Annotated in this window: 31 protein-coding genes; 19 read left to right on the top strand and 12 right to left on the bottom strand. The window is 59.6% G+C overall.

The features are described from left to right. Positions 1-28: 28 nt before the first annotated feature. From CK222_RS21495 to CK222_RS21540, 11 genes are all read right to left on the bottom strand, one after another. Positions 29-2,065 (bottom strand): DNA polymerase domain-containing protein, encoded by a 2,037-nt coding sequence (locus CK222_RS21495; protein WP_095801724.1) that lies wholly within the window; start codon positions 2,063-2,065, stop codon positions 29-31. Beyond that, positions 2,062-2,391: a hypothetical protein gene (locus tag CK222_RS21500; protein ID WP_141247095.1), complete on the bottom strand. Its 330-nt coding sequence runs from the start codon at positions 2,389-2,391 to the stop codon at positions 2,062-2,064. Before CK222_RS21500 ends, CK222_RS21495 begins: the two co-directional genes overlap by 4 nt. Further along, positions 2,388-2,984, bottom strand: a complete 597-nt coding sequence (locus tag CK222_RS21505; protein ID WP_095801726.1) for a 3'-5' exonuclease — start codon at positions 2,982-2,984, stop codon at positions 2,388-2,390. Before CK222_RS21505 ends, CK222_RS21500 begins: the two co-directional genes overlap by 4 nt. A 60-nt stretch (positions 2,985-3,044) precedes the next feature. Then, positions 3,045-3,710 (bottom strand): ssDNA-binding protein, encoded by a 666-nt coding sequence (locus CK222_RS21510; protein WP_095801727.1) that lies wholly within the window; start codon positions 3,708-3,710, stop codon positions 3,045-3,047. Positions 3,711-3,760: 50 nt separating this feature from the next. Then, a complete protein-coding gene (locus CK222_RS21515; protein WP_095801728.1) occupies positions 3,761-4,966 on the bottom strand; it encodes a DUF2800 domain-containing protein in 1,206 nt (401 codons plus the stop codon). Continuing rightward, positions 4,963-5,262, bottom strand: coding sequence for a hypothetical protein (locus tag CK222_RS21520; protein ID WP_095801729.1), 300 nt, complete (start codon positions 5,260-5,262; stop codon positions 4,963-4,965). Before CK222_RS21520 ends, CK222_RS21515 begins: the two co-directional genes overlap by 4 nt. Then, positions 5,259-5,816 carry a hypothetical protein gene (locus CK222_RS21525; protein ID WP_095801730.1) on the bottom strand — a complete coding sequence of 186 codons (558 nt, stop codon included), beginning with the start codon at positions 5,814-5,816 and terminating at the stop codon, positions 5,259-5,261. Before CK222_RS21525 ends, CK222_RS21520 begins: the two co-directional genes overlap by 4 nt. Next, positions 5,813-5,962: a hypothetical protein gene (locus tag CK222_RS32430; RefSeq protein ID WP_176477692.1), complete on the bottom strand. Its 150-nt coding sequence runs from the start codon at positions 5,960-5,962 to the stop codon at positions 5,813-5,815. Before CK222_RS32430 ends, CK222_RS21525 begins: the two co-directional genes overlap by 4 nt. Next, positions 5,959-6,165 carry a hypothetical protein gene (locus CK222_RS21530; protein WP_095801731.1) on the bottom strand — a complete coding sequence of 69 codons (207 nt, stop codon included), beginning with the start codon at positions 6,163-6,165 and terminating at the stop codon, positions 5,959-5,961. Before CK222_RS21530 ends, CK222_RS32430 begins: the two co-directional genes overlap by 4 nt. After that, on the bottom strand, positions 6,165-6,515 hold the full coding sequence (locus CK222_RS21535; protein WP_095801732.1) for a hypothetical protein: 351 nt from the start codon (positions 6,513-6,515) through the stop codon (positions 6,165-6,167). The genes CK222_RS21530 and CK222_RS21535 overlap by 1 nt, the downstream gene beginning before the upstream one ends. Before the next feature lie 159 nt (positions 6,516-6,674). Continuing rightward, complete coding sequence (locus CK222_RS21540; protein WP_095801733.1) at positions 6,675-7,166, bottom strand: hypothetical protein; 492 nt, start codon at positions 7,164-7,166, stop codon at positions 6,675-6,677. A gap of 167 nt (positions 7,167-7,333) precedes the next feature. Here CK222_RS21540 and CK222_RS21545 point away from each other — a divergent pair, with 167 nt between their 5' ends. The 14 genes from CK222_RS21545 (at position 7,334) to CK222_RS21610 (ending at position 18,450) form a co-directional block, all read left to right on the top strand. Continuing rightward, complete coding sequence (locus tag CK222_RS21545) at positions 7,334-7,678, top strand: hypothetical protein (RefSeq protein ID WP_095801734.1); 345 nt, start codon at positions 7,334-7,336, stop codon at positions 7,676-7,678. A 595-nt stretch (positions 7,679-8,273) separates the two neighbouring features. After that, positions 8,274-10,208 carry a VapE domain-containing protein gene (locus CK222_RS21550; protein ID WP_245433118.1) on the top strand — a complete coding sequence of 645 codons (1,935 nt, stop codon included), beginning with the start codon at positions 8,274-8,276 and terminating at the stop codon, positions 10,206-10,208. A 939-nt stretch (positions 10,209-11,147) separates the two neighbouring features. Beyond that, entirely contained in the window at positions 11,148-11,366 is a 219-nt protein-coding gene (locus tag CK222_RS31815) for a hypothetical protein (RefSeq protein WP_141247096.1), read from the top strand. A gap of 2 nt (positions 11,367-11,368) precedes the next feature. Beyond that, on the top strand, positions 11,369-11,605 hold the full coding sequence (locus tag CK222_RS21555; protein ID WP_095801736.1) for a hypothetical protein: 237 nt from the start codon (positions 11,369-11,371) through the stop codon (positions 11,603-11,605). A gap of 65 nt (positions 11,606-11,670) precedes the next feature. Then, positions 11,671-11,886, top strand: a complete 216-nt coding sequence (locus CK222_RS21560; protein WP_095801737.1) for a hypothetical protein — start codon at positions 11,671-11,673, stop codon at positions 11,884-11,886. A gap of 27 nt (positions 11,887-11,913) precedes the next feature. After that, entirely contained in the window at positions 11,914-12,165 is a 252-nt protein-coding gene (locus CK222_RS21565) for a hypothetical protein (RefSeq protein ID WP_095801738.1), read from the top strand. A gap of 248 nt (positions 12,166-12,413) precedes the next feature. After that, a complete protein-coding gene (locus CK222_RS21575) occupies positions 12,414-12,734 on the top strand; it encodes a hypothetical protein (RefSeq protein WP_095801740.1) in 321 nt (106 codons plus the stop codon). An 87-nt stretch (positions 12,735-12,821) separates the two neighbouring features. Then, positions 12,822-13,721, top strand: coding sequence for a hypothetical protein (locus CK222_RS21580; RefSeq protein ID WP_095801741.1), 900 nt, complete (start codon positions 12,822-12,824; stop codon positions 13,719-13,721). Between the two features lie 195 nt (positions 13,722-13,916). After that, on the top strand, positions 13,917-14,162 hold the full coding sequence (locus CK222_RS21585; protein WP_095801742.1) for a hypothetical protein: 246 nt from the start codon (positions 13,917-13,919) through the stop codon (positions 14,160-14,162). A 103-nt stretch (positions 14,163-14,265) separates the two neighbouring features. After that, a complete protein-coding gene (locus CK222_RS21590; RefSeq protein ID WP_095801743.1) occupies positions 14,266-15,621 on the top strand; it encodes a DUF3560 domain-containing protein in 1,356 nt (451 codons plus the stop codon). 35 nt (positions 15,622-15,656) lie between these two features. Next, positions 15,657-16,220 (top strand): methyltransferase type 11, encoded by a 564-nt coding sequence (locus tag CK222_RS21595; protein WP_245433119.1) that lies wholly within the window; start codon positions 15,657-15,659, stop codon positions 16,218-16,220. Between the two features lie 33 nt (positions 16,221-16,253). Further along, on the top strand, positions 16,254-16,751 hold the full coding sequence (locus CK222_RS21600) for a hypothetical protein (protein ID WP_095801745.1): 498 nt from the start codon (positions 16,254-16,256) through the stop codon (positions 16,749-16,751). Next, a complete protein-coding gene (locus CK222_RS21605; RefSeq protein WP_095801746.1) occupies positions 16,748-17,293 on the top strand; it encodes a hypothetical protein in 546 nt (181 codons plus the stop codon). The genes CK222_RS21600 and CK222_RS21605 overlap by 4 nt, the downstream gene beginning before the upstream one ends. Continuing rightward, positions 17,290-18,450, top strand: a complete 1,161-nt coding sequence (locus CK222_RS21610; RefSeq protein ID WP_095801747.1) for a helicase HerA-like domain-containing protein — start codon at positions 17,290-17,292, stop codon at positions 18,448-18,450. Before CK222_RS21605 ends, CK222_RS21610 begins: the two co-directional genes overlap by 4 nt. Positions 18,451-18,505: 55 nt before the next feature. On the opposite strand, the gene CK222_RS21615 is transcribed toward CK222_RS21610, so the two are convergent. Beyond that, positions 18,506-18,832 carry a hypothetical protein gene (locus tag CK222_RS21615; protein ID WP_095801748.1) on the bottom strand — a complete coding sequence of 109 codons (327 nt, stop codon included), beginning with the start codon at positions 18,830-18,832 and terminating at the stop codon, positions 18,506-18,508. Between the two features lie 382 nt (positions 18,833-19,214). Between CK222_RS21615 and CK222_RS21620 the strand changes: the two genes are divergently transcribed. The 5 genes from CK222_RS21620 to CK222_RS21645 all read left to right on the top strand — a co-directional run bounded on the left by CK222_RS21620 (position 19,215) and on the right by CK222_RS21645 (position 21,018). After that, positions 19,215-19,760, top strand: a complete 546-nt coding sequence (locus CK222_RS21620) for an HNH endonuclease (RefSeq protein WP_095801749.1) — start codon at positions 19,215-19,217, stop codon at positions 19,758-19,760. A gap of 84 nt (positions 19,761-19,844) precedes the next feature. Then, the gene (locus CK222_RS21625; RefSeq protein ID WP_095801750.1) at positions 19,845-20,024 is read left to right on the top strand and encodes a hypothetical protein; all 180 of its coding nucleotides are present in this window, start codon (positions 19,845-19,847) and stop codon (positions 20,022-20,024) included. Between the two features lie 186 nt (positions 20,025-20,210). Continuing rightward, positions 20,211-20,429 carry a hypothetical protein gene (locus tag CK222_RS21635; protein ID WP_095801752.1) on the top strand — a complete coding sequence of 73 codons (219 nt, stop codon included), beginning with the start codon at positions 20,211-20,213 and terminating at the stop codon, positions 20,427-20,429. Further along, a complete protein-coding gene (locus tag CK222_RS21640; protein ID WP_095801753.1) occupies positions 20,426-20,716 on the top strand; it encodes a hypothetical protein in 291 nt (96 codons plus the stop codon). The genes CK222_RS21635 and CK222_RS21640 overlap by 4 nt, the downstream gene beginning before the upstream one ends. After that, positions 20,716-21,018 carry a hypothetical protein gene (locus CK222_RS21645; protein WP_095801754.1) on the top strand — a complete coding sequence of 101 codons (303 nt, stop codon included), beginning with the start codon at positions 20,716-20,718 and terminating at the stop codon, positions 21,016-21,018. Before CK222_RS21640 ends, CK222_RS21645 begins: the two co-directional genes overlap by 1 nt. The last annotated feature ends 57 nt before the right edge of the window (positions 21,019-21,075 follow it).

Raw genomic sequence — 21,075 nt, forward strand, 5'->3', positions numbered from 1 at the left:
GCCTTCCGAGCGTGAACTGCGTTCCTTTTCATGCTGCCATCGCCCACGTTGCGTAGAAGGCAATCCGATTGGCCTTCGTCAGGCGAAGCGGTTTGCGAGGTTCAACAATCGGCCCGTAGAAGCCGAGATCGGTGAGAATGCTTTCCGCCTCGGCGATGTAGCGGGCGTAGTCGATGTCTGCGGGGAACTCGTCGGGCAACCTCATGCACTCGATGGCGCCCTCGGTTTTCGGCACCTTGGCGAAGTTGCCGGTAGTCTCGTGCGGCTTCGCCTTGAAGATCGGCTCACCGTCGATGCCCCAATAATAGCGCACCGTCTTGCCGAGATATTGCCCGCGCCAGGTCGCGCCGCCCGCTGCCTTGATGACCGTGACGAACTGCTTGATGTCGCGGCAGTTTCGAATCGTCACTTCGACAGGCGTGCCATTCTTGATCTGCATCAGCGCAGCGTCCGAGCAGATCGTCGCCTGCGGGTTCTTCATCAACTGACCGCGCACCGGATCGAAGTCGTCGATGTGCTCGCTCCATGGATTGCCGAGCGGGCCTTTGCGCTTATGGCCACCGTCCTGCTTGATCGCGAAGTAGGAGTTGACCGACTGGTTGTAGATCGCCTGGTACTGACCAAATTCGAGATCGAGCGTGGTGTCGCGCTCCCACTGTTCGCAGATATCGGCAAGCAGCGACGACTTCAAACGGTCGCCGTCGACCCCCGCATAGTGCTCACGCGGGCAATAGAACATGACGCCATCGGTGTTGCCGCTGACGACCTTGATGCCCGCGCGCTCGGCGCGCTCGATCAGCATCAGCAGCGTCAACTGCCCGGTAAGCGTGACCGAGATCAGCAGGTGCGGCGCGTAGAGCACGCTATGCCGGCTCCCGAGCTTCCCGTACACGCCGTTGAGGGCGATCTTGAAGCCCTTGTCCTTGACCTTGCAGCTTTCCAGTTCGGCTTCGAGGGCCTTTTTCCGGTCGGGATCGTTGACCTTTTTCAGTTCATCCTTGATTTCCTTGGACCGCTTTTTCGCCTTCAGGCGCTCGGCCTTTATCTCGCGATAGACTTCCAGGAAGTGGGCGCCGAGAGCCTTCGGGTAGAGGCCGAGCAGCAGAATGATCGCCGGGTACTGCGATGCCACGTCAGCGTCGACTAGGACGTGGGTCTCATTGGACTTGAGAGCCCTGTTGGCCTCGGTCGAGTGGAGCCCGCCGATACCCATCTGGTAGGTCGTGTCGCCGATCGTGATGGACGTTTCCGCCAGCCACTTCGGCATGTCGACCTTGCCCTCGTCGGTGATCATGAAATCGGTTTCGCGGAGCCGATCGACGATCGCCTGCAACTCGGGCGTCTCGAACTTCATGAAGTCGGGGATCGGATAGCGGAACGTCGTGCCGGCCTTGATCGAGGCTTTTTCCGGCCGGCTGCCGCTCAATTGCTCGACGCGCGTCTTGACGATCATCTCGCCGATCTGCGCGTCCGACTTCGACATGAAGTTCTTGCCGTAGTGCGGCCCGAGCGCGCGGCGCAGTTCGAGCGGTTCGGCCAGAGCGTTCCAGAGATTGTGCGTGGCGTCGAGATCGGAATGCAGGCAGTAGTTGGCGACGATATCCATCTGCTCGTCGCTGAGCCGCATGTCTGGGTCGAACGGCAGGTCTTGCAACTGCTTGCCGTGCATCCGCCCGTTGAGCGTCTTGAGGCTGGCAATCGCGTTCGGCTGCGGCTCAATCAGATCGATGTGACGCTGCTTAAGTTCGAACGGAATGCGGATGCCGAGAAGGTCTTCAACCTCCCACCACGGCACCCTGCCCCGGATGATCCGATCGGACGCGGCCTTCAACTTCGCAGGCGTCACGTCCTCGTCGAGCGAGTACCAGATCATCGGCAAGTCGTAGGGCAGGCTATTGAAGCCCACCGACGTGTTGCGCATGAGCACGCTGCGCACATAGGCGCGGTCGTAGTCAGGCCGGCGCCGGCTGTACTCGACCCCGACGCGCTTGCCGTCTTCCTCGCGCTTGAAGCCGATGTAGAAGAAGTCGTGATAGCACTCAATGTCGGTGAAGATGGTGCTCAAACCAGCAAGCCCTCGTCGCTCGAAAGGACGCCTGCGCCGGTCAGGACCCGAAGACTTCTGTCATCGATCTCCGGCTCAACAACCTCCCACTCGTAGTTTTTGCGGGTCGGTCCCCATCCACGGCCGAAGTTGAGTATCGAGATCACGTCCTCGGTCGACAGGATGCCCGCCTCAGCAAGCCGCTCGATCATCAACCGAGTGGCAAAGACGTGCGCCATACCAACGGTATCGCCCACTGCCTCGAACAGGGCGTCGCGGAGGGACATTCCGGGGGAGTTGGAGTAGTCGTCGAGCGGCCGTTGGCGGAACTTCTGCATGGCGGTCACGCAAGCAGGTCTTCGAGCGAGTCAGCGGCAACCGGCTTCGGTGCAACGTCTCGCTTGCCGCGCAGGGCCTGCCAGTAGAAGGAGACCCACTTGGCCTGGTGGGTGGCATCGTCGAGCGCCGTGTGTGCGGTGCCTTCCAGAGTGCCTGTGTACTGCGGGCCGTTGGCAGCCAGTTCTTTGATCGTGCGGCAGTCACGCACGTTCCAGAAATCCCACGGCGCAGGCTTATCGAGAATGCGGCCGAAGGCATATTCGAGAATGGTGATGTCGAACGATGAGCCGTTACCCCACGGCTTAATTCCGGTGCCGTGCTTCCGGCAGAACTCGTGGAACTTCTCAAACACGAGTTGAGCCGAGTGGCGACCGCGCACGACCTTCTGGCGCGCTGCCTCGCCCTGGTTGAGCCACCATTTCAGCGTTGAGCCTGAAACGCGGCCGTAGCGCACTGCGTCTTCCAGGTCGATCGCCGCGTCAAAGGTCTCACCAAGGGCGCCCGTATCGGGATCAAAATAGATTGCACCGATAGCAACAACAGGCGCATTCGGAGCAGTGCCCATGGTCTCCAAGTCGATCATGCAGTGAGTGAATTTCATGAGACTTTCCCGTTAAACGTGAAAGTTGGGGCGGCCGAAACCGCCCCAAAGTTTCCGGATTCAGAAGTCGAAGTCGTCGGACTTGGGCTTGCTCGACGCGGACGAGCCGCTGTCGAAGCTGTCGTCATCCTCCATGTCGTCGAAGTCGTCGGCGTCGACATAGATGCCGCCGCCCATACGCTCGCCTTCCTGGTGAGAACGGATAGCCTCGACCGAGGCAAAGATGCCGCGCGAGCCCTTATCGGTGCCGAAGAACGACACGATCACGTCGGCGTAGCAGCCGCCGTAGAACACATCGAGAATGTCCTTTTCCTCAACCGGCCGCTTGTGACGATCGAGAAGTTTCGGACGCTTCTGGCCTGCGGACGGTCCTGACGCCGAGAATGCAAAGTTGCCTTCATAGCCGGCATAAACCTTGTTCTCCTTGTTCTTGAACTTCTCGCCCTTCTTGAAGCAGACACGCTTCGGATTATCCTCCGCGATGTCCTTGTAGGCATCGGGATTCTTCCACTCCTTTTCGCCGGCCTTCTTCATAGCGCCGATGATCTTGTCCTGGTTCGCCTTGAAGTGCGGACCCGACGCTTCGTTGATGACGTTCAGGCCGTGCTTCGGCTTCGCATTGGGATCATCGCTCGTCTTCTTCTTCTCCAGCAGAGAGTCGGTGAAGGAGAGACGCACGCGCTTCAGTTGGACGGTGCGGCCGTCAGATTTGTCTTCAATTGCCATAATTGTCGGTTTCCTGTTGCTCAGTTTTCAGTAGTTGGTTGCAGCGGTTGTCAGTCGAGATCGTCAAACTCATCCTCAATCGGGGTGAGCGCTGGTCGCACATGGTCAGCCGGAACCAATTTTGGCTTCCCCTGTGCTCGATCCACCAGCTTTTGCAGTTTCGCCCATGTCTCTGGGTGGCCCTGCTTTTTGCGTCCCGGCTTCACCAGTTTTTCGATGTCGGTGATGCCGATGATCTGTCTCGGTTTGAAGGCCTTCTCGCCGAGCGCATCGACGAGCAGCGCTTCGGCCTTCTTTCCGTCTGTGAAGTAGCGGTCGCCCAGGTCGCCGGCCACGGCCTTCGAGCCCGGATCGGGCGTGCCGTTGATCGCGGCGGCGAGGCTGTCTTCGTGCAGCTTCGCGAGCCAGGCGCGGATGTCGGGTGCGTGCTTGACGATGTGCCAGCGGCGCTCAGGCGTGATCTCGATCCCGTCGACATCTTGGTCGGTCAGCAGCCGAAGCAGCAGTTCGACGAACATTTCGAGCAGCCACTTGTTGCGCGCTGCGCAGCCGCCCACCAAGTCTTTGACCGGGCACCAGCGACAAGCCTTATGGCTCGGCTGAAACTCGACATCTCCGCTCTCGATCTTGCGGTAAACCACCTTCATTTCCTCGCCAAAGGCGAGCAGTTCGTCGAGCGTGACTTCCCAAAACTTCATGCCGCCAGCGCGCGGCTGGTCGATGTTCAGAACGATCTTGTCGACCTGCGGCCGGCCGAGGAATTCCCAAATGCCGAGCGCGTAGACACGCAACTGTTTGTTGCCCACGGCATCGACCGGAACGCCGGCACCGTATTTCAAATCGCTGATGTACAGCGTGGTCGTGAACAGCAGATCGCTCAGCCAGCCCGTGTCGCAAGTGCCGAACTGGCCCGGCAGCCACGAGGATACATCGACGCGGATTTCGACATGCGGACTGCCGGTGTGCTCGCGCACCCAATCGATACCTGGCTGCAGGTGCCCGGCCATCTCGTCGTCCACGGTGTAGGTGAAGCCATCCGCGCTGATGACGGCGCCGACGAAGTGGTGTGGATCGAGCCCGTACTTCAAGCACATCTCGCGCACTTCATGCGCCACAGTGCCCTCGGCAGACCACTCGGACGACTCGCGGTCGCGTATCTCGCCTTCCAGATGCAGACGGTCGATCAGAGCCACTGACGCAGTGCAGGTGCTCCAACGGTCGCAGCCGGAAGGCGAGAGGCGGGCGTGGGCAGTCATTTAACCGCCGCTAGATCATGACGTGCATAAATGGGCTCATCGTTGCCCGTCAGCACGAGTACGGCCATTGCTTCGCAGCAAGGCCCGCAGGCGTAGAACGTCATGACGATTTTCTCGTCGTTCTCGCGTTCCGTTTGCGCCCTGACGCGCGACTTCGGAAGGATCAGCCCTGTGCAGATGCAGCAGGGATGCTCCTTCCGTGTCACGACCATTTTGTTTCTAAAAATCGTCACCTCACTGTCACGATCTCCCTGGAAGAGTTCGTAGCAAAGGATGGCCTGATCTTTGGTGATCATGCGAACACGTCCCTCACGATTTCCCAAAGCGATGCATCAGCCAAAACCCGATGGCGCACGAAGTCGTTGTCTGGCTTCTTGCCGATCGGGCAGAACACGCGGACGGGGATCGGGCGAACCTCGCCCTTCAGCATCAGCGTCGCTGTCGGCTGGTTGACGAAGGTCTCGTGGATCATCCCGGCCGGCAGCCGGTAGCTTTCGCCGGCCGGATATACGTGAGCGTGATACGGACCCACGCGAAGCGGCTCACCAAAGGGCACGAGAATGGTGTCCTCGCCAGCGCGCGCCAGCGGCGTGTAAACATCGTGGGTGGCTCGTACTATCTCGCAAACAGGCCACGCATGGTAGGTCGCATTGCACATCGCGCCTCGCAGCACGAAGCTGTAGAAATCGAAGCGATGGTCGTGCAGTTGCGTCGCCACGTTCTGGCGCGGGATCGCCGGATGACCCCACACGTTGACCCGCTTGTTGTCGGGCAGGTCGATCTGAATGAAGCCGTTGCCGTGGACGCGGATGGCCGAGCCCTGCTTCCTGATCTCGTCGAAGGTGATCATTGGAACCACCAGTGCAACAGCGTGGCGCCGAGGATCGCAGTAGCGGCGAACGTGATAGCCGATGCGGCTACGCGATCGACCCACGCAAAGCGGTCGGGGATGTAATCCGAGCCGACCGTTGGCTTGTAGTAGCGAAGGCGATTCACGGACGGTTCTCCATGTCGCCTTCGGCCGTGAACGGGCCGTCGAACGAAACGGTCGGATCGCCCCACTTCTTGCGGGTGTCCTTGTTGAACATGCCGTGCTTGGTCATGAAGGCGTTCGGCGTCTCCTGGATGATCTTCGCAGGGAAACGCTTCTCGCCGACGATGACGATGTGCCGGTAGTTCGGGAAGATATCGGCGCTCATCAGCGTACAGCCAGGCAACCGAACTGGAACTTGAGCGCGTCGTAGCTCTGCCCGCTGCGCTCGGCCATCTTCTCGCACGCGGCCTTCTGGCGCTGCGCCTCCTTCACGATGCAGATGTCGCGCCGCATCCGCTTGCGCTGCCCACGAGTGAAGCCGTCCGAGTACACGCGCGGCTGCTTGGCCGGCACCCGGAAACCCTTACCACCGGTCATCGCAGCCAGGGCGGCCTTGCGAGCCATAAAGGCACCGCTGCCCTCGCCGAGCGGGTTGCCGAGGCGTTCGCCGATATCGCGGTTCATGATCTTCGCGAAAGGCGTCTTGCTGAAAAGGGATTTGCCGAAGAAGTTCACCGTTGTCTCTCCATGGTGTTCGAGGCACTTGGGAGACGAGCAGGAGCCGCAGTGAAACAGCCGTGCCTGAGAGCTTGGGAGGCTCTATCTCAGGGCCTGCTCGCCGCCGAAGCGCCTCCCGGCGCGCTGCCGGGAGGAACTGCGGTCAGTGGGCCGAGATCAGAGTTCCAGGTCGTCGGACTTCTTCGGTTCGGTCAGCGCACCCTTCGCCTTCAGCTTGGCGATCTGGTCCTTGAACAGGTCGATGGCGTCTTCCTTGATGTGGTCGACCGCCGTGGCATCGGCGACATCGGCCTTCTTGACCTTTTCGTGGTTGAGCAGCGCCTTGATCTTCGCCTTGCGCGCCTCGCGTTCCTCGGGCCGGTCGATCTCGACCAGGTAGCCGGCGATCAGTTCCTTGATGCCCTCGTAGGGGTTCTTGCGATCTTCGCCGCTGGTCGAAATCTGGCCCTTGCCGGCGTCGTCGCCTTTGGTCTCGGTGGTGGTCGTGGCAGCGGTGTCAGCCTTGCCCTTGGCGCCCTTGCCGCTGTTGTTGACGGCGGCGCTCACCTTGTCGATCGCGTCGTTGCGCAGGGCGAGAAGGTCTTTGGTGGCGGCGAGAAGGTCTTTCATGACTGCGGTGTTTTCCGCGATGGCAGCTTCGAGGCTCATAGTGTCTCCTGGACGTTGATTTAAAATCACGCAAAACGTGAATGCATCGTCGTTAAAACACGTTTGAAGGCACGTTTCAAGCCCGGTGTGCAAAAATTTCACGTTTAACTTGATTTTATGAAGCCGGGCGTCTAAGGTCGGGTCAAATCCAGCCAAGGGGATGCGATTTGGAACCCACCACGCATGAAGCTGCGGCAGCCAAGCCCAACCACACCGGCCGCCCGCGTAAGAATGACGACTTCAAGCTCTATGAGGGCGATCTGTACAAGGTGCTGCTCGAAAAGCTGCCCTCGAAGTACATCAAATTCGGGCGGCTCGACACCGATGCCATCCGAATCGGCACCGGCAATGCTCGCTTTACCGTCTACCGGTGGCTGAACGAGCAGAAGCTGTCGAAGAACGCCATCCGAGCGCTGCTCAAGTTGTCGGCCGAGAGCGATGAAGCCAAGAAGAAGGGCAAGTTGAAGAAGGCGGACCTTATCCCCTTCTTCGATCTCGGCGACGACCTCTGATTCCCGCAGGGGAAGGCGTAAAATGGCAAGTGCTCCCACGCTCGACGGCGTGCTCGATTCCGTCCGCCCTCTGATCGAGGCCGGCGCGTCGCTGCATTGGTTGGTCCCCTTTGAGAAGCGGCCGATCGAAAACGAATGGTCGAAGGCTCCGTTTCAGGACGAAGCCGCGCTCCGCAAGTCCTATCGTAGCAACGCCAACATCGGCATCCGGCTCGGCGAGCCGTCGAAGACCGATATTGGCTACCTGCATCTGATCGACCTGGACATCCGCAAACCGGAACTCGCCGCCGAGGCGTGGGCAAAGCTGCTCGAACTCTGGCCGGCAGCGCGGTCGTTCCCCACTGGCATCAGCGGATCAGGCGGCGAAAGCCGCCATATCTATTTTCTGACCGACAAGCCGTTCCCAAAGAAGAAGCTCGCCAAGTCCACCAACTTCACGATGGTGTGGGACGCGCAGAAGGAGCGCGAGGTTCGCAAATACGATTGGGAGATCGACCTTTACGGCACTGGCGCGCAAGCGGTGCTGCCACCTTCGATCCATCCGAATACCCGCCTGCCCTATCGTTGGGAACGGCCGCTCGAACTCGATTTCCCGATGATGATGGAGATCGGCTCGTCACAGGTCGAAGCATGGGGCGTCAGCGCCGCGTCGGCGCAGCCGGAAGACGATGAGGACGACCTTTTCGCGCTCTTGCGCGCAACGCCGATGGACCTGGCGCCCGAGAAGATCGACGAGATCATGCGCGATCTGCCGGCCGATTGGGTCGACGATCGTGACCAGTGGTTGACAGTCGGCGCCGCGCTGCATCACCAGTTCGAGGGAGCCAACGCGGGCTTCGAGCGGTGGAACGAATGGGCGAAGCAGTCGCCGAAGTTCGACGCCAAGGACTCGGCGCGCGTTTGGAAGTCCTTCAAGGGCTCAAAGAATCCCGTCCGCATGGCGACGCTGATCCAGGCGGTGCAGACGAAGAAGCTCGCTCTCGACCTCGGTCTCGACGACGATGACGACGGTTTCGATTTGCCAGCCATCATTCCCGCCGCGTCGAGCAACGACCTTTCCGACTTGCTCGGCACCGACACCAATGACCTTTCCGACCTGCTCGGCGGCTCCCCCCAACCTGCCGCGAAAGCGGACAAAAAGGATGCCGTTGACCCTGACTGGTTGAGCAAGCTGCACCGCAACGAGGAAGGCGAGATCAAGAGCACCCTTCCGAACGTCGCCCTGATCGTTGATTGCGATCCGCGCACGCGCGGCATTGTCGCCTTCAGCGAGTTCAAGCAGACGGTTGTGCTGCGTGGCACCGGTCGCAAGGCATCACGGAAGCGCGACTCAGGACACGATCCGGTCAATCTCGACGGCCGTCTGTGGGAAGTGCAGGATGAACTCAACGGAGACAGTTGGAGCGACAGCCACGACTTCGCGGTGCGCGCCCTTATCGAGAGCAAGACGCAGTTGAAGGGCTACGGGATCAAGGTCACTGACCGCGATCTCAAGGGCGGCATCGATATGGCCGCGCAGCGGCGCCGCTTCCATCCGGTCAAAGAACTGATCGAATCGGTAACATGGGACGGCACCCCGCGCGCCGAGACCCTGTTCATCGACTATCTCGGCTGCGACGACAACCCCTATTACCGCCAGGCGTCGTTGATGACCCTAGTTGGCGCTATCGCCCGCGTATATCGCCCCGGCCACAAGTTCGATTTCGTGCCGATCCTCGAAGGCGTGCAGGGCAAAGGCAAATCCACTTTCATCGAAATTCTCGGCCTGCACTGGTACAACGAACTCACTGGTGAGATCAGCGATCCGAAGCAGATGATCGAGGCCATGCAGGGCTCGTGGATACTGGAAATCGGCGAACTTTCAGCAATGCAGCGCTCGGAAGTCAACGACCTCAAGGCGTTCGTCAGCCGCACCCATGACAAGGCCCGCCTTGCCTTTGCCAAGCGCGTTCAGGAATACCCGCGCCAGTGCATCTTTATCGGCTCGACCAATGACCGCGAGTACCTGCGCGACGCGACTGGTGGTCGACGCTTCTGGCCGATCGTCTGCAACCTGGAAGGCCAAATCGATAATCCCCGGCTGCGCCGGGAAATTTTGCAGGTGTGGGCCGAGGCGCTGCAAATCTTCCGCGACATGGAGAAGCGCTACCAGGGCGCACCGTTGCCGCTATTCCTGACCGACGAGGCGGCCAAGACGGCACTCGTCATGCAAGAAAGCCGCCGCGTCGAGAGCGCGGAAGACATCCTTGCTGGCCAGATTGCGGCTTGGCTCGAACAGCCGATCGGCACCGATGAGCGATTCGACGATCTGGACGTGGACGCCCCGAAGGTCTATCGCCAGGAGACCTGCATTCGGGAGATTTGGGAGGCCATGCTAGGCCGCGACGGCGCGATTCCGCAGACCGAGAACGTGAAGATCGGCCGCGCCATGCTTCAAGTCGGCTGGCCGCGCTCTGCCGGCGTCCTGCACGGGCGGGAAATCAACAAAAAATGGGGCAATTGTCGCGTCTACACGAGACCTGAGAAATAGCCTCATTTAGATCATCATCCCTGTTCGATTTGACCCGCTTCGGCGGGTTTTTTCGTGCAAATGAGATACAGAGCATTTGTCGCGAAGATCGAACGTATCGCATCTACGAAAATGGGCTCAAATCGATTTCGTGTGGCCCATTATACACTCTATACAGGACATACACACTTTACACGGGGTTCCATACTCGTATCGTCGACCACGACTCCCACGTGTTCGGGCTTCAGCCCACTCCTTGCATCCCTATCTTATTTCAGTCTCTCTACAAACCAAGTGTATAGAGTGTATAGAGTGTATTCGGTCAACAAAATCAACGCCTTACAGCTATGCAGTCTCCTATACAGTCTCAAAGTCAAGTGTATAGCCGTTTCACCGCCGAAAAATTCATCACCAACCGGTTATCAGATAGGAATATTTGCCTCGCCACTCGTTTCGCTGCCGGGATTTTCAAATTTTGCGTGAATCGCGCTCAGCGCCTCTCGCCCATCCGGCGACCCCGCGGGAAGGACCCTGAGCGCCCAAGCCTTTGACTTCATTCGCTTTTTCGATGTCGAGCGGCAAATGCGATACGTTCAACTTGCATCGTCGACCATGATGCAACGCATTGAAACGACTAGGGAACTGCGGCCTAAGCGATCATGCGATACGCGCAACCGGGCAGGCCTGCCGCACGCAACGTGCAATTGTGCCTATCCAATCGCCTTTGATGCATGACGCGGGCAGCACGGGCGCCGGGCAGCTTGCCACGGGCAGGCCGGCTGCAGGGCTTCGCCGAGCGGCGGCTGCAGCACGGCAGCACGGCAGGGCTTCGCCGAGCGGCGGCAGCACGGGAAGGAATCCCGCGCACGCGAGGCAGCTTGACGGCGCGACCTGGCACGCTTGACAATGGGTCAGAGTTTCACCTAAAACGTGAAAGACTAACGCGGGAGACCTGAGACCATGAGCATTCATACCTGGAAGGCGCGCGATAAAGCGGCACGCATGGGTGGCTACGCTGGTAGAGATAGCGCGGCGCCGCTGTGGGAGATGTCCAAGCGCGAATTGATCGAGATCGCAACGCGACTCGGCGAGATTTGCAGCGACGAAGGCGGCGCCGATAACGGCATTGCCCGCGCTATCGAGGAACACGGCATATTGAAGCAAAACGCGATCATTTAGCCATGACGATGCAATTTGAGTTTCACGCATACCACGACGGCTTGCGGGCTGATATCACAACTGAGCGGCTGCAAAGTGATAGCGCGGCAAGGGCAAAGGCCGGCCGCATGGCGAAGCGGTGCAATGGTCCGGTTGACCTTGCCCGAGCCGGCGCCGCGCCATGGGATGAGCGCTATATCACCACGGCCAGCCCGAGCCAGTTTCACGCAAGCGGCTATCGATTGGAGCGGCTGGCGTAAAGCCGCTTGACTCGGCTGCTAGTTTCACGTTTAATGTGAAAGTCACGAAACAACGGGATTACGCAATGTCCGCTTTGATCGCTTTCGCCGCTGCCAATCCTGAGACCGCTTTTCAGCTTGTCATGCTTGCGCTTTGCGGCGTTGTCGCCCTGGCAATGGCCGTTGCTGGCTTGCTCTATCTCACGGAAGCCGAGCGGCGCCGCAACCGTTCCAACCGTCGCCGCGACAAGCGCCGCGCTGCCCGCATGGCAGCTTTCCGGCGCCGCGTGCGCTCGGCTTAACTTTCACTTCTAACGGGAGAATCACCAATGCTTGCCAAATTGCTTGCAGCCACGGTTGCCACGGGAGTCGGCAGCTTCGCCATTGCCTGCAGCCTGCCCGCTCAGCCCGAGCCGGCGCCGCGCTTCGAAATACGCGTCACGACCTATGACGGGCAGTTGTTCATCGCGGGCAGCGGCGACGATTGCCTGAGCGCATGGGAAGGCGCCCGCGTGCCGCATGGCTGGCAATCGATCGAATGTGTCGACGCCACGGCGCCGCGCTTCGCCTTTCACTTTTAACGGGAGAATCACGCTATGGATATCGAGTCCATGTTCTACCATGTCGAGTCGGCTCGGGCTGCCATGCGGGCAGGCCTGCCGATAACTGCGGCCGTTCACATGCGGCACGCGTTGCAGTGCGCCAATGCGCTCAAAAGCCCGCGCTTGCGGTCTCGAGTTTTCCGAATCCGAAACAAGCTTCGGCCGCTGGCCGAGCATCACACAAGAATTATCGCCGCTCAGATTGCGGCCTAACGGGAGTCCCTGCCATGTCAAAATACTTCCACATCATGACCGGCTTGCGCGGTTGCTACATGCCCGACAATGCCTATGTCATCCGCGTCGACACTAGGCGCGAACTAAAAGCCGCAATCGAAGATGAGGCACGGCTTTGCCGCGACTCTGGCTTTGTCGGCTGCAGCAAATCGGCCGTAGCCAGCCTGGCCGCTGCCGCGTGGCGCGAAGCACACAAGCGCAATCCTTCGATCTATCCCCACGTTGCGCCATACGGCAGCCGCGACAATCGTCATTCGGCGATTCATGTGTCTACCGCGACGCGTGCCGAATATCTGGAATTCGAGTCGGCCTAAGCCGTGGCGCCCGATCACATAGCAGAAATCGCACTAATCGAGATGTCACGGCTGCAGCGTGCGGCCATAGCTATTCAGGAGTCGACCATGAATGAAGCTCTTTTGAACGCGTTCCGGTTTCATTTCCGCAACGCCACGGCAGGCTACATCAACGCGAATTGCGCTAAAGCCGGTCCTGCCAAATGGGCGATTGCAGCCGCTCGGCAAGATGTCGCGGCAGGTAAAGCACGATATCCGCGCGGCCAATATGCGGCCGTCACCTGGCAGCCGCGCGACGACAGTTCTAGGCGCGCCGAGCGGCTTGCGTTTGTGGAAGATGTCGCGGGCGCCGGCTTGCGGTTTGTCGGCAAGGTGGAAGCTGACACGCCACGCGGCCAGATTTGGAGCGACCGCGACTCGTGCGGCTGGTATAGCGATCTCGATCAATCGGAAACGATTTATGGAGTCGTGTATCAACTGCCCGGCCGCGACGGCAAAGCGCGCTTTGTGGCAGGCTATGCCAGCGACGACGATTGCGACGGGCTGCCGACTCTCGATCTCGGCCATATCTTCGAAAGCGATTCCTGCCGTGGGGACTATTACGGCAACGTGCAAGAGCATGACGACGCGCGCGACGCTGCCCGAGCGGCCGATAGCATGGCGCAACGTGCGGCCGAGCAAGAGCGGGAATACAAGGCCGCATGGCAGGCCGGCCAGCGCTATAGCGAACTCGCAGACGAAATTGCGGCAGATAGGAAGGTAGCGCTTGAACTGCTTTCCGAGCGACGGGCAGCACGCGGCAACGGCGTCACTTTCCCTGCCATTTGCGCGACCATACGGCAACGCGTCGCCGAGATAATGCACGGGATTGCAGACGCTCGGGCAAAACGTGAAAAGCTGGCCGAAGGTGATTTTATCTCGGATTGGTTGCCGAGTTGGAATTCCAGTGACAAGCGGCTGCAGGCCGCGTTTAACGACGGCGCCGGGCAGACTATTTTTACCTGTTGACTCGCCTCGCACTTTCACGTTTAATGTGAAAGTCACGAAACGACGTGACGGCATAGCAGCAAAGGAGTCATCCCTATGAAATACGAATCCCCTTACCGTCGCGGCGATTTTGCCAACACGCGGGAAGGCCGCGTGAGGCGCGAAAACCGGCTGGCGCGTATCGCTGCCAAGCGCTCTTTTTTCCAGGGCTGACCTATGACCGCGCAATTTGATACACTAGGTTACGCTCAGGCGCTGAAAAGCGCTGGCGTGCCTGCCAAGCAGGCCGAAGCACATGCAAAGGTCGCGCGGGAATACCTAATGCCGGAACTCGCAACAAAGGCCGATATTGCCGAACTGCGGCATTTGATTGAGCGGCAAACGTTGCAGCTTACCGTGCGACTCGGCGGAATCATCGTCGTGGGCATTGGTGTTCTAGCAGCGCTCAAATTGCTGCCGTGATCTAGCGCGGCTTAACGGCCGCGCCTTTCCATCTCTCAAAATCAACCGGGCTTTGCGCCGCGCTTTTCAGCGCCACGGCCGAGCCATGTCTAAGGAATCTCACATGACCACGATTAGCGCCACTTACAGCCCGGAAGACAACAAAATCCGGCTCTATGCATCGTCAAGGCTCGACTCCGAAACCTATGAGCGAGTCAAGGCTGCCGGCTTCGCGTGGGCGCCGCGTCAGGAACTTTTCGTAGCGCCCAAATGGTCGCCGAAACGGGAAGACCTGGCGCTTGAACTTGCGGGCGAAATCGAGCCGGAAGAAATGACCCTGGCCGAGCGGGCGCAAGCCAAAGCTGAGCGACTCGACGAACTGGCGCACAAGCGTCACCGGCAGGCTAATGCCTATAATCGCGCGGCTCAAGAATTGTCCGAAGCCTTTTCGAACGGCCAGCCTATTCTAGTCGGACATCATTCCGAAGCCAAAGCCCGTAAGACGCAAGCCCGGATGCATTCGGCCATGACCAATGCAAACAAGGCTGCAAAACTGGCCAATTACTGGCTTTACCGTGCCGAAGGAGTCGAGCGGCACGCGAATTATAAGAACGATCCCCGAGTCCGTGCCGGCCGGATTAAGACGTTGCTTGCCGAGTTGCGCGACATGCAACGCGACATCAACCACGGCCATTTGTGCTTGCAGGTATGGGAAAAGATTACTCAGGATGAGGCAATCAAGGTTGCGCTCGGCCGCGCCATTAGCACGGGTTCGCTTGCGCCGTGGGATTTGTGGGGCAAGGTTGATAAAGGAGAAGTGTCGCCGCAAGAGGCGCGGCAGCAATGTATTGACGCAGCAAATCGGACCATCAAGAGCGATTATCGGCGCCGCTATATCGAGCACACGCTAAACCGGCTCAGCTATGAACGCGAATTGCTCGGCCCGGTTACTAGGTTCGAAGGCGAGTTGACTCCCGTCATCTTGCAGGCCTTTGCCCGTGAGCATGGCGCCCACAAGCCAGAAGGCCGGAAAATCGACGCTGAGACCTTCGTTATTGAAAGCTCGGCCGTGCTGCCGTTGCACTTGGCAAACGATACCGTTTTGGAGCTTTCCGGCGACGAATGGCGCGACCTGATGCAATCGGCTGGATATGAAGTGCCAGCGAAGAAAGACGGCTTGCCGCCAATCCTGAATCTCAAGTGCAAAAGCCTGCAGGCCAAGCACCGCTATCACCGGGATCAGGTCGAGACTTTCCCCGTGGTCGAGATGACCAAAGCCGAATATGGGAAAATCTATTCTGAGCAACGCGGGACTCGCCTTTCCCTTTGCGGTGAATTCCGTTTCAAGATTTGCCCGAACCCGCGTCACGACGGGCCGCGCTACATGGCCGGATGGTGTGCGGTATTCTTGACGGACTCGAAAGCTCATCCGCTGCCCGACTCGGTCGCGGCACTGGAAAGCGCGGAGTCGGTAGCGTGAACCGGCCGGCGATATATTCCAGGCCGGCGAAGCCTATGCGCATTGAAGTCAAGCGCCGCGACGACTTCGCCAAACTGGCAGCGCCGCAGATTGTCGAGCCCGTGACGGTTGACAAGTTCACGGAATGCCATGTGACGCCTAGCGACGTTGCCGCGCGCATGGTCGACTATCTCGGGCCGCAAGGGGACTATTTGACCTTAGAGCCGAGCGCGGGAACCGGGCAGCTTTCTAGGGCGCTGCTAGCTGCCGGGCATAGCAAGTTTGAGCTTGTGCAGGTCGAGCGGCACAATTCCCTAGCGTCGCGGCTGCACTCATTCGGTAGCGTTGTGAACCGCTGCTTTCTGGAATGGTCAGGGGAAGTTGCGGGCAAGGTCGAGTTTCCGCGCATAATCATGAATCCGCCTTTTAGCGACGTGCGAAAGCACGTTGCAGCGGCCGTTAGCTTGCTCGGGCGCCATGGTCACACGGAAGCGCCGACTCTTGTCGCGCTAGTTCCTATCACCTTTGAACGCGGCGACGCTGAGACGTTGGAAACGCTTCCGGCTGACACGTTCGTCACGGCCAAAGTTCACACGAAGATTATCCGAATCCGTCGCTAACCCACGATTTCACTTTTAACGGGAGTTTCACCAATGCCCGAGTTTATTCTAGAGTCTTCCGGCCGCGTCGACATGCCGGCCGCGTCGCTCAGCTTCAGCGACCTGGACGAATTCACACAAGGCTATATCGAGGCGCTCTTTTTCACTTCCGAGTGCCCGCAAGTCGCAACGGAAGAATTCAAAACGGCCGAGCATCAAGAGGCAATGCGGGAAGGCGCGGCGGATGGAGTCCTGCCGTGCGATGTCGGCTTTGCTGATCTGGCGCCCGAGACCCTGCAAGCGATCATTGCCGATTGCCGCGCCTTTCAGGAAAAGAACGCGGCCGATTTGGAAGCGGCTTATTCCCACATCCTGCAACCCGACTATGACGCGGCAGCGGCCGGCCGTGACTTTTGGTACACGCGCAACGGCCATGGAGTCGGCTTTTGGGATCGAGGACTCGGCCAAGTCGGCGACAAGCTCAGCGCCGCGTGCCGCTACCGCGAACTCAATCCCTATTTCGGCGACGACGAAAAGGTTTATCTGTCATGACCTGGCACACGTTCAACCGCGCTGAGCTTGACGCGTTCAAAGCGACCTGGCATTGCCACGGGCTGCCCGACTCGCTCAATTCCCTATCCTTCGAATTCGCCAGCAATGGCGATTTGGTCGACATCGAAGCTAAAGCCCGCAACGGCCGGCCGCTCGACTCGGCAGACTTTGACGGACCGGCCATGGTCGCGCTTGCCGAAGATGCAAAGCGGCTGGCAGCCGAGCCGATAACTCCCGTTCTATTCCGCGTTCATCGTGCGCCTAAGACACACGGCGACGACGTGACGGCCGTTTTCCCTGCCGAGCCACACGACCTAACCGGCCGCTATATGACCTGTTACGCTCATATCGGGCAGCACGGCGCGTGCGGTTGGGAATGGTATCGCCGCACGCGGCCGGCGACTCCTGCCGAGTATGCCAGTTTGAAGGCTGAGCTTGAGTCGGCGCCCTATGGCTACCGCTTGAAAGTTTGCCAGCGGATTCAGCGCGACCATCGCAAAGCCTTTGACGCGGAATTGCAGCGGCTCAGGCGCACCGCATGAGTCAGCTTCCACTCGGCAACGGCGCCGCGATTCCGTGGCGCTATCTCACGCGGCATATCGGCATTTTCGGCGCCACGGGCTCGGGCAAAACAACGACTCTCGGCGCCATTGCCGAGCGGGCGCCATGTCCGACTCTTATCCTGGACGCTAAAGGCGATTTGGCTTCGCTCGGGCAGCGGCTTCTAAGGCCTACCATGCGAGTCGACGCAATGGGCGCCGACTTGATCGCACGGGCTTTAGACCTGAGCGAAGCGCAAGCCGGCGCCTTGCAAATCGCTATGGCGTGGGCGGAAGATTCCGGCCGCGCCATTGTCACGTTGGCAGACTTGCGCGACCTGCTAAACGCGGCGCTGCAGCATGATCTAAGCGCGCGATATGGTCTCATCTCCCCTGTTAGCGTCGCGGCCGTTCAACGGGCTTTGTTGCGCCTGGAACGCGGCGCGCCATGGGCTTTCGACCTGCCGAGCCATAACCCTATCGACACAACGGGAATCACGGTTTACGCGGCAGCCGAGTTAACCGCGCTGCCCGGCCTATATGGCGCCTTTGCCGCGCATGTGTTGGAACGGCTTTATCAGGGGCTCGGCGAAATCGGCGACGTTGCCGCGCCTGGACTCCTTGTGCTGATAGATGAGGCTCATCTAATCTTTGACGGCGCCACGGCCGCAATCGTGCGGCGAATAGAGCAAATCACACGACTCATTCGATCGAAGGGAGTCGGGCTAATTTTCGTGACGCAATCCCCTAGCGATCTCCCGCATATTGTTTCCGGTCAGCTTGCGACGCGGATTCAGCACGCATTGCGCGCTTCCACTCCAATGCATCACAAGGCCTTGAAAGCGGCAGCCGAGACCATGCCGGGCAATATCAGCGCGGCAAGCATTCTCGGGCTAGCAACCGGGCAGGCAATCGTTAGCACGCCAGATTGCACGGGCAAGCCGCTACCTGGCCGCGTCGTCGCAATCCAGCGCGGCCGGCTGCCGTTGCACGCGGTTGAATTGCCAGCGCCCACGGCGCGACGGCAGCGCCCGAGAATGCCCGAGCCGAGCCGAGCGGCGCCGGCAGCGCCACGGCCGCGCCCGTGGTATTTCTGGCCGCTATTGTGTCTCGCGGCGCTATGGGGCGCCGTGCTGCTAGGCTATGTGTCGCCGCACTAGATCAAAGCCCGGTTAAGCCGGGCTTTTCTTTTGCCGCTCGGCAGGTCTCGGGCAGCTATCCCCTAATGCATTCATGCTTGATCGAGTCGGCGAAATTGCGGGCAGCCAATGCCCTATCGCCGCTGGCCGCTATCGGCTCGGCATAGGCACGGGAAACGATGCTCTCCGCGTCGCCGCTTGCCTGGCGCATGGCAACGGACTCGGCCGTTCCTAGCTGCCGCAATGCCATTGCCGCGCTAGCGATCTCGGCAAGCCGGTTACACCTGGCGAAATCGATATCATGCGGCGCGGCCGATTGCATGGCAGGTCGCGGATTCACCATGGCATTGGCAACCGCGACGGCTGCCGCGCCAATCAACGCAATTCCGATCAATCGCCGCATGTGATCTCCCCTGCCCGGTTGAAATGACGGGCAAGGGCAGGCGGCAACCTGTTATCCCTTGCCCGTCACAAGGTCGCGCGTTGCAGCGCGCAACTCCCAATCATCAAAGCCATAGCACAAGCTTTGACGGGCTTTCCGTAGCACGACCGCGCGGACAGCGCGAGTCCGTAATGTTATTACATGACTATAGGAAAATCGTCCTATTGACGGGATCGGTCGCGCGATTCCGGGCTCGATCGACCGGGCGGCCGGCGCCAGGACCACCCGGAGAAATAGGTCTCAGAGAAATAGACCGACTCGGCCCCAGAGAAAATTACACGTTATCCGTTCGTAAAATCACGTCAAACGTGATACAGAGAAAATCAGCCACGGAGAAATAGATTTGAAAGCGACCGTCACTCCAGCCGAACTGCAACGAAATTTCATCTACGATCCTCATACCGGCTTCATCTACAAACGCTTGGGCGACGGCATCTGGTCAGCGCGCGGTAAACGCTGCTTCGAAACAGACAACAAGGGCATCTATAAGCAAGGCACCTTTCGCAGGCAGAGTTTCTTTGCACACCGGGTCGTGTGGGCCATCCACTATGGTGAGTGGCCGGCTGATGGCTATGAAATCGATCACATTAACGGCGACGGGAAAGACAATCGGATCGAAAACCTGCGACTCGTTTCCCATCTCGAAAACTGCCGCAACCTCGGTCGTCGATTGCCGAAAAACCCCGAGCGTGACAGTGGCGTAAATGGTGTCTACTGGCACAAGCAGTCGAGGAAATGGATGGCCAGGATCAAGATCAACGGAAAGTGGATTTATCTCGGCACATACAGCCATCTCGACGAGGCGGTGAGGATACGCAAGGATGCCGAGAAAGCCTACGGATTCCACGCCAACCATGGGGCTCGACCGGCTAAGCAAAAAGCCGCGTAGGAGAAAATCACACAGGGCTCGTTATTTCACTTGACCGGGTGCAGATATTCACGTTAAAAGTGAAACCAGAACAGGGAGACGTTGATGCCATACAGCCGAACCGCCGAGAAACTGATGCTTGCCAAGCGGCTTCTGATGGAAGCCTACAAGGCGGCCGAGGAAGAACGGCTGCCGCTGGCCATGGTCCGGCAGATCGACTCCCTCGCAGGAAGGGCCGAGGGTCTTCAAAATCGAATCGAGCAGAGGGGGTCTAAGCGGAAATGAAAGAGATGTTGAAACTTGCCAGGGCTGCGATCGATGCCGGCCAAGATCGGTCCAGCTTCGCGCAGGAAGCCGAGGCTGCTTTCGACGAGGCCTCACAGGAATGCAAGCACGCTTGGGAGCGCAGTTGGGGTTTTGGCGCCCCGATTATCCACTGCAAGACGTGCGGGCATTGGGAATACGACTAGAATGCCCTTCAACTCGGACACGTACTACGCCAACAAGTACAGCCGCGCGGCATGGGACTATCTCGCCCAAGCTCGCGAGATCAAGCGCAGGATCGCGGCCGGTGAAAAGCTGCCGCACGCAATCGCCGCGCAGGTTGAGTCCTTCGCAAAGTTGGCTCGGAGTTGCATGCACCTGAGCATCAGTAGGAGACGGGTCGCGGCGATGGGAAAGAGGAAATGACCAACAACCTGGCCGAGAAGATGAACCGTTGCATCGCCATCATGGATGAGCGCGGCGAGGACAACGAATTCGTGCTGCGTTTCATGGATTTTCCAGAATGGACCGCCAAGAATACCGGGGTTGTTACTCCGCGCAGGCGAGTGTGGAGCGCGGAGCTTTCCAATCCCTCGCAGCATGTTTGCCTCGGTGAAATCGAAGCCGTCTACAACTTCGAAGGCAGCACGCCTGACGAGGCTGTTGACGCGCTGCTGATACATCTCGACGAGCTACGACGGGAGATGCGCTGATGGGACAGTGGGGCCAACCAATCGTCCGCGACGGCGTGACCTTTCTGCCGCATTACGACACTGGCAGCGATCCGTTCGCGCCCATCGGGCCGGCATCGAAGGTCGACAGCGTTCAGGTGACGGACATCCGCTGCCCGAAGTGTGGCATCCCGATCGAGTTCGACCAGATCGAGTATGTGACGCAGGTGGTCGACCATCCGTTGCCGCGCCGCGAGCACACGGGCGAAATCATCGTCACGCTATCCTGCCACGGCGAGACCTGGCGCGTGTCGAGCAAGCGAGGGAAGCTGCCGAATGGCTGAGAACGTACTGCCCAAGCGCGGTCCCTGTCAGCACTTGGAGATCGAGCCTGACAAGCG

The organism is Mesorhizobium sp. WSM3866, assembly GCF_002294795.1.
Classification (GTDB): Bacteria; Pseudomonadota; Alphaproteobacteria; order Rhizobiales; family Rhizobiaceae; genus Mesorhizobium.

Bases quoted from the DNA above. Each gene is read 5' to 3' on its own strand.
- CK222_RS21505 (WP_095801726.1), bottom strand. From the start codon at position 2,984: ATGAAATTCACTCACTGCATGATCGACTTGGAGACCATGGGCACTGCT.
- CK222_RS21510 (WP_095801727.1), bottom strand. From the start codon at position 3,710: ATGGCAATTGAAGACAAATCTGACGGCCGCACCGTCCAACTGAAGCGC.
- CK222_RS21515 (WP_095801728.1), bottom strand. From the start codon at position 4,966: ATGACTGCCCACGCCCGCCTCTCGCCTTCCGGCTGCGACCGTTGGAGC.
- CK222_RS21520 (WP_095801729.1), bottom strand. From the start codon at position 5,262: ATGATCACCAAAGATCAGGCCATCCTTTGCTACGAACTCTTCCAGGGA.
- CK222_RS21525 (WP_095801730.1), bottom strand. From the start codon at position 5,816: ATGATCACCTTCGACGAGATCAGGAAGCAGGGCTCGGCCATCCGCGTC.
- CK222_RS21530 (WP_095801731.1), bottom strand. From the start codon at position 6,165: ATGAGCGCCGATATCTTCCCGAACTACCGGCACATCGTCATCGTCGGC.
- CK222_RS21540 (WP_095801733.1), bottom strand. From the start codon at position 7,166: ATGAGCCTCGAAGCTGCCATCGCGGAAAACACCGCAGTCATGAAAGAC.
- CK222_RS21550 (WP_245433118.1), top strand. From the start codon at position 8,274: ATGATGATGGAGATCGGCTCGTCACAGGTCGAAGCATGGGGCGTCAGC.
- CK222_RS31815 (WP_141247096.1), top strand. From the start codon at position 11,148: ATGAGCATTCATACCTGGAAGGCGCGCGATAAAGCGGCACGCATGGGT.
- CK222_RS21555 (WP_095801736.1), top strand. From the start codon at position 11,369: ATGACGATGCAATTTGAGTTTCACGCATACCACGACGGCTTGCGGGCT.
- CK222_RS21560 (WP_095801737.1), top strand. From the start codon at position 11,671: ATGTCCGCTTTGATCGCTTTCGCCGCTGCCAATCCTGAGACCGCTTTT.
- CK222_RS21565 (WP_095801738.1), top strand. From the start codon at position 11,914: ATGCTTGCCAAATTGCTTGCAGCCACGGTTGCCACGGGAGTCGGCAGC.
- CK222_RS21575 (WP_095801740.1), top strand. From the start codon at position 12,414: ATGTCAAAATACTTCCACATCATGACCGGCTTGCGCGGTTGCTACATG.
- CK222_RS21580 (WP_095801741.1), top strand. From the start codon at position 12,822: ATGAATGAAGCTCTTTTGAACGCGTTCCGGTTTCATTTCCGCAACGCC.
- CK222_RS21585 (WP_095801742.1), top strand. From the start codon at position 13,917: ATGACCGCGCAATTTGATACACTAGGTTACGCTCAGGCGCTGAAAAGC.
- CK222_RS21590 (WP_095801743.1), top strand. From the start codon at position 14,266: ATGACCACGATTAGCGCCACTTACAGCCCGGAAGACAACAAAATCCGG.
- CK222_RS21595 (WP_245433119.1), top strand. From the start codon at position 15,657: ATGCGCATTGAAGTCAAGCGCCGCGACGACTTCGCCAAACTGGCAGCG.
- CK222_RS21600 (WP_095801745.1), top strand. From the start codon at position 16,254: ATGCCCGAGTTTATTCTAGAGTCTTCCGGCCGCGTCGACATGCCGGCC.
- CK222_RS21605 (WP_095801746.1), top strand. From the start codon at position 16,748: ATGACCTGGCACACGTTCAACCGCGCTGAGCTTGACGCGTTCAAAGCG.
- CK222_RS21610 (WP_095801747.1), top strand. From the start codon at position 17,290: ATGAGTCAGCTTCCACTCGGCAACGGCGCCGCGATTCCGTGGCGCTAT.
- CK222_RS21615 (WP_095801748.1), bottom strand. From the start codon at position 18,832: ATGCGGCGATTGATCGGAATTGCGTTGATTGGCGCGGCAGCCGTCGCG.
- CK222_RS21625 (WP_095801750.1), top strand. From the start codon at position 19,845: ATGCCATACAGCCGAACCGCCGAGAAACTGATGCTTGCCAAGCGGCTT.
- CK222_RS21635 (WP_095801752.1), top strand. From the start codon at position 20,211: ATGCCCTTCAACTCGGACACGTACTACGCCAACAAGTACAGCCGCGCG.
- CK222_RS21640 (WP_095801753.1), top strand. From the start codon at position 20,426: ATGACCAACAACCTGGCCGAGAAGATGAACCGTTGCATCGCCATCATG.
- CK222_RS21645 (WP_095801754.1), top strand. From the start codon at position 20,716: ATGGGACAGTGGGGCCAACCAATCGTCCGCGACGGCGTGACCTTTCTG.